This window comes from Rhodococcus sp. R1101, assembly GCF_000278445.1.
Classification (GTDB): Bacteria; Actinomycetota; Actinomycetes; order Mycobacteriales; family Mycobacteriaceae; genus Rhodococcus; species Rhodococcus gordoniae.
On sequence record NZ_AJVB01000314.1, the window covers coordinates 1 to 4,399 of the forward strand.

Annotated in this window: 3 protein-coding genes and 1 pseudogene; 2 read left to right on the forward strand and 2 right to left on the reverse strand. The window is 68.5% G+C overall.

Going from position 1 to position 4,399, the window contains the following annotated elements; translation table 11 throughout:
- Positions 1-660, forward strand: a pseudogene (locus tag R1101_RS27150) (hypothetical protein); the annotation flags it as partial.
- Between the two features lie 4 nt (positions 661-664).
- Here the strand turns inward: R1101_RS27150 and R1101_RS0116755 are convergent.
- Positions 665-1,327 (reverse strand): TetR/AcrR family transcriptional regulator, encoded by a 663-nt coding sequence (locus tag R1101_RS0116755; protein ID WP_016934525.1) that lies wholly within the window; start codon positions 1,325-1,327, stop codon positions 665-667.
- A gap of 185 nt (positions 1,328-1,512) precedes the next feature.
- Between R1101_RS0116755 and R1101_RS0116760 the strand changes: the two genes are divergently transcribed.
- Positions 1,513-3,627: a hypothetical protein gene (locus R1101_RS0116760; protein WP_016934526.1), complete on the forward strand. Its 2,115-nt coding sequence runs from the start codon at positions 1,513-1,515 to the stop codon at positions 3,625-3,627.
- Here R1101_RS0116760 and R1101_RS0116765 read toward each other — a convergent pair.
- Positions 3,624-4,399 (reverse strand): mechanosensitive ion channel family protein (locus R1101_RS0116765; RefSeq protein WP_026003376.1); only part of this gene is annotated, 776 nt, incomplete at its 5' end. The genes R1101_RS0116760 and R1101_RS0116765 overlap by 4 nt on opposite strands.

Genomic DNA, 4,399 nt, shown 5'->3' on the forward strand with positions numbered 1-4,399 from the left:
CGGCTGCGCCGCGCGTCGCTCGGGGGTGTCGTCGGATCACCGGCGGGTGTGCTCGAGGACTACGGGGCTCTCGTCACGGCTCTGCTCGCCGTGCACCAGGGGACGGGGGATCGGCGCTGGGTCGAGCGTGCGACGGAACTCGCCGACGTCGCGCTCGCGCAGTTCGCGGATCCGGAACGTCCCGGTAGCTGGTTCGACACCGCACACGACGCCGAATCGCTGGTCGCCCGGCCCCGCGATCCGGTCGACGGGGCGACGCCGTCGGGAGCGTCGCTGATCGCCGAGGCGCTGCTCGGCCTGTCCGCGCTCGTGCACGACGACTCCCGCTACGCCGATTCCGCCGCGCTGTCGCTGTCGACGGCGGCGATCCTGTTCGAGAAGGCGCCACGGGCGGGAGGGCACTGGCTGACGGTCGCCGAGGCGTCGGTGCGCGGGCCGCTCCAGGTCGCCGTAGCGGGCGGCGGTGAACTTCTCGACGTGGCCCGCCGCCTCGCGCCCGGGGGAGCGATCGTGGTGGGCGGCGAACCCGACTCGTCGCCGTTGCTCGCCGGTCGTCCCCTGGTCGACGGCGGTGCCGCGGCCTATGTGTGCAGGGGGTTCGTATGCGACCGTCCGGTGACGACGGCGACAGGCCTCCGAGAGGCCCTGTCCGCGGTCTGATCGGTCAGGGCCAGGCGGACGCTGTGCGTGAGTCGAGGAAGTCGCCTTCGCTCGTCACCGGCGCCTCGAACATTCCCGCGCTCGCGTCGATCAGGAATCGGGCGAATCCCGTCCAATCGGGTTCGATGCCTTCGCGTTCGAGGCGTGCCTCGTAGTCGGCACACGCATCGACGACGAGCTTGCCCAGCAGTCGCGCCCGTCCGGTGACGACCGTGTCGGGCAGGTGGGCGACGCATGCTCTGGCTCGTTCGATCAGGACGTCGAGGTACGGATCTTCGACGGTCGTTCTCGCGGCGATGTCGGCCATCGACGGTACCGCTCTCAACTGGCGTAGGAATCGAGCCCGCCAGCTCGGGACCGGCATCGAGGCGAGTTGGTCGGTGAACGGCAGGATGAGGCAGCTCAGGTAGTCGCGGAGGCCGGGTTCGGGCCCGAGCAGTGCCAGGAGTTCGACTCGTCGCCGACGGGTGTCCTCCGCGTAGCGGGTGAGCATGGCGCGGACGAGTTCCTCGCGGTCACCGAAGTGGTAGTTGACGGCGGAGTGGTTGGCGTTACCGGCGTGTTCGGCGATGCGCCGATTGGACACACCGTCGACGCCGTGGGTGGCGAACAGTTCTTCCGCCGAGTCGAGTAGCGCTCGTCGCGCCTGGTCCCCGTGGGTGCTCACGCTTCTCCTGTCGCCTTCTTCTCGGCCGAACGGCCCGCTGATGGATGGGACGAGCGTCACCAGTGTCTCAGCTTGGCACATTCAAGACACGCAGCGTAAATTTTTAAGTCACGTAGCGTATTTCTGTGGAGCCGATATCGGCCGGAAAGCGTGCAGTCCGTGTCCGGATATCGAGGAGTTCATTCATGACCGATACCGCTACCAGCGAGAAGAACGAACCGCCGGGAAGCAACGGCCTCACCGAGGCCGAACTCGCCCGTGCGCGGAAGGAGCACATCGGCCGCTACATCGCGATCTTCGTGATGCCGTTCCTGATGGTCGGAATGATGATCACCGGCTATCTGTACGCGATGCACGCGCCCGCCCCGCACGACATGCCGATCGCCGTCGCCGGATCGTCGCAGCAGCAGGCCTACGACTTCGCCCGCGCGCTCGAAGACGCCGACGCCGAAGCGGTCGACGTCCGCGTGATCGGGACCGACGATCAGGCGCGCGACCTCGTGCTCTCGCGGGAGGTTGCGGGTGCGGTCACGCTGTCCCCGCAGGGCACTGCCACCGTGTACACCGCGGGTGCGGCCGGGGCGTCGCAGTCGTCCGTGGTCACCGGACTGGTGGTTCCGCAGGTGCTCGCGCAGGGTCTCGATCTCACCGCCGAGGACCTCGCCCCGCTGCCGGACCACGACATGGCCGGCCTGGGTGTGATGTTCATGGTGCAGGCGCTGATGCTCGCGGGCTACATGCCCCTGAGCATCATGCTGTCCAACTCGCCCGAGCTGCTGCGATTCCGTCGCATCGTGCCTCTGCTGGCCGGATGGTCGGTGCTGATCGGCACACTCGTGTGGCTCGTCGCCGGCCCGATCCTCGGCGCGATCGAAGGCCCGATCGCGACGGTGCTGGGAATCTGCTGGCTCTCCATCTTCGCCGTGGGCTCGGTGCAGGTGTTCCTCACCCGGATCCTCGGACCGATGGCTGTCCTCGCGGGAATGCTCTTCGTGATGGTTCTCGGCGTCCCCGCGTCGAACCTGGGAATGTCGGTCTACTCGCTACCGTCGATCTACCCGTGGTTGCACGGCTTCCTGCCCACCGCGGCCGCCGGCGAATCGCTGAGGTCGGTCGTCTACTTCGGCGGTGAAGGCCTCGGGGGCCACATCCTGGTGCTGGTCGTCGGTACCGTGCTGGCCCTCGCCGCGACACTCGGTGTCGACGCCCTGAAGCGTCGCCGCAACCCCGATGCCGGTGATCCCGAGATCACGATGCCCTCGCTCACCACCGGGCCGCGTCCGCAGAGCGACCGAGTGCGGTACCTGACCCTGGCGTTCTTTCCGTTCGCCATGGTCGTGCTGATGCTCTCCATCATGCTCGGCGCGATGTACCAGCCGACCCCGCGTGAGATGCCCGTCACCATCGTCGGCGCGACCGCCGAACAGGCGGACCGGACGGTCGCCGGTCTCGAGCAGAGCATGGCCGGTCTGTTCGATCTGCGAATCTCGGATTCGGTCGACGACGCGCGCGCCGAGGTGCAGGACCGTGAGATCGTCGCGGCCTTCGTCCTGCCGTCCGCCCAGTCGCCCACCGCGACGCTGATCACCAACGAGGCTGCGGGTACGAGCCAGCAGCAGGTCGCGCAGCGGGTCTTCGAGCAGGTCGCCGGGGGCATGCATCTGCCCCTGACCGTCGAGAACATCGCGCCGCTGCCGGGCTCCGACACGATGGGAACGGTGACGCTCTACGTCGCGATGGGCTGGATCATGTCCGGTTTCATGGTGATCGTCGTGGCCGGCGGTGCGCAGCCCGCCGCGATGGTCCTGCGGCAGATCGTGCCCATCGCCGCGGGATGGGCGCTGTTCATGCCGGCCGTGCTGTGGGTGATCGCCGACCCGATCACCGGGGCCGTCGACGGGCACTTCCTCCCGCTGTGGGGTATCGGGATCCTCGCGACGTTCACCACCTCGATGTTCACGTTGGCGCTGCACCGCCTGTTCGGGCTGCTCGCCGTCGTCCCTGCCGTCGGCATCCTCATGTTCGTCGGTGTGCCCGCCTCGAACGGGGCGATGTCGGTGTACATGACGCCGGAGGTCTTCCGGTTCCTGCACGGTGTGCTGCCGATGCCGGCCGCTGTGGAATCGGTGCGGTCGGTCCTCTACTTCGGAGGTGACGCCGTCGGCCCGCACCTCGTCACGTTCACGATCTGGGGAGTGGTGTCGCTGCTGTGCGTCATCGTCATCGATCGCATCCGTGCTGCACGCAGCGGTGAGTCGAGCGAGCAGTCGGAGGCCGTGGCCGGGGCGGTGCGGAGCTAGGAGACCGGGGCGGCCGCCAGCGCGACGTTCGGGGTCTCGATGTCGTTCTGCTCGAAGGCCTCGAGCACCGCGCGGGTGAGGCTGCGGCGGATGGCCCACTGCTTGCCGGCGCGTACGCGCACCGTCAGGCGGAGGGTCACCGCACCCGCGGTGACGGAGTTGACGCCCAGCAGTTCGGGCTTCTCGAGCACGTCCGGCGCGATGTCCTCGCGTTCCACGCCGTCGAGGACGGCGCGCAGTGCGATCCGGCAGGCGCGCTCGACGTTGACGCTCGGCGCGATAGGGACGTCGACCACGGAGACGGCATGCCCCTGGCTCATGTTGCCGACGCGCAGGATCTCGCCGTTGCGGCAGAACCACAGGGTGCCGTCGATGTCGCGCACGGTCGTCACGCGCAGACCGACCGACTCGACGGTGCCCACCGCGTCGCCGAGGTCCACCACGTCGCCCACGCCGTACTGGTCCTCGAGCAGCATGAACATTCCCGAGATGAAGTCCCGCACGAGGTTCTGCGCACCGAAACCGAGCGCGACACCGGCGATACCGGCCGAGGCGATGAACGGGGCGACGTTGAAACCGAGGGTGTCGAGCGTCTGCAGCACCACCCAGGCGAGCACGACGATCGATACACCGGACTTGAACACCGACCCGATCGTCTGCGCGCGCTGGACCCGGCGTTCGCGAGCCTGGGGGTCGCCGATGGCACGCTCGGCTCGTTCCTGCAGCGGCGCGAGGAACGAACGTCGCGGTGTCCCGGATCGCACGCGTGGCT

What these genes read in the sequence shown, in the direction of transcription:
- R1101_RS0116760 (WP_016934526.1), top strand. Translation starts at nt 1,513, where the DNA reads ATGACCGATACCGCTACCAGCGAGAAGAACGAACCGCCGGGAAGCAAC.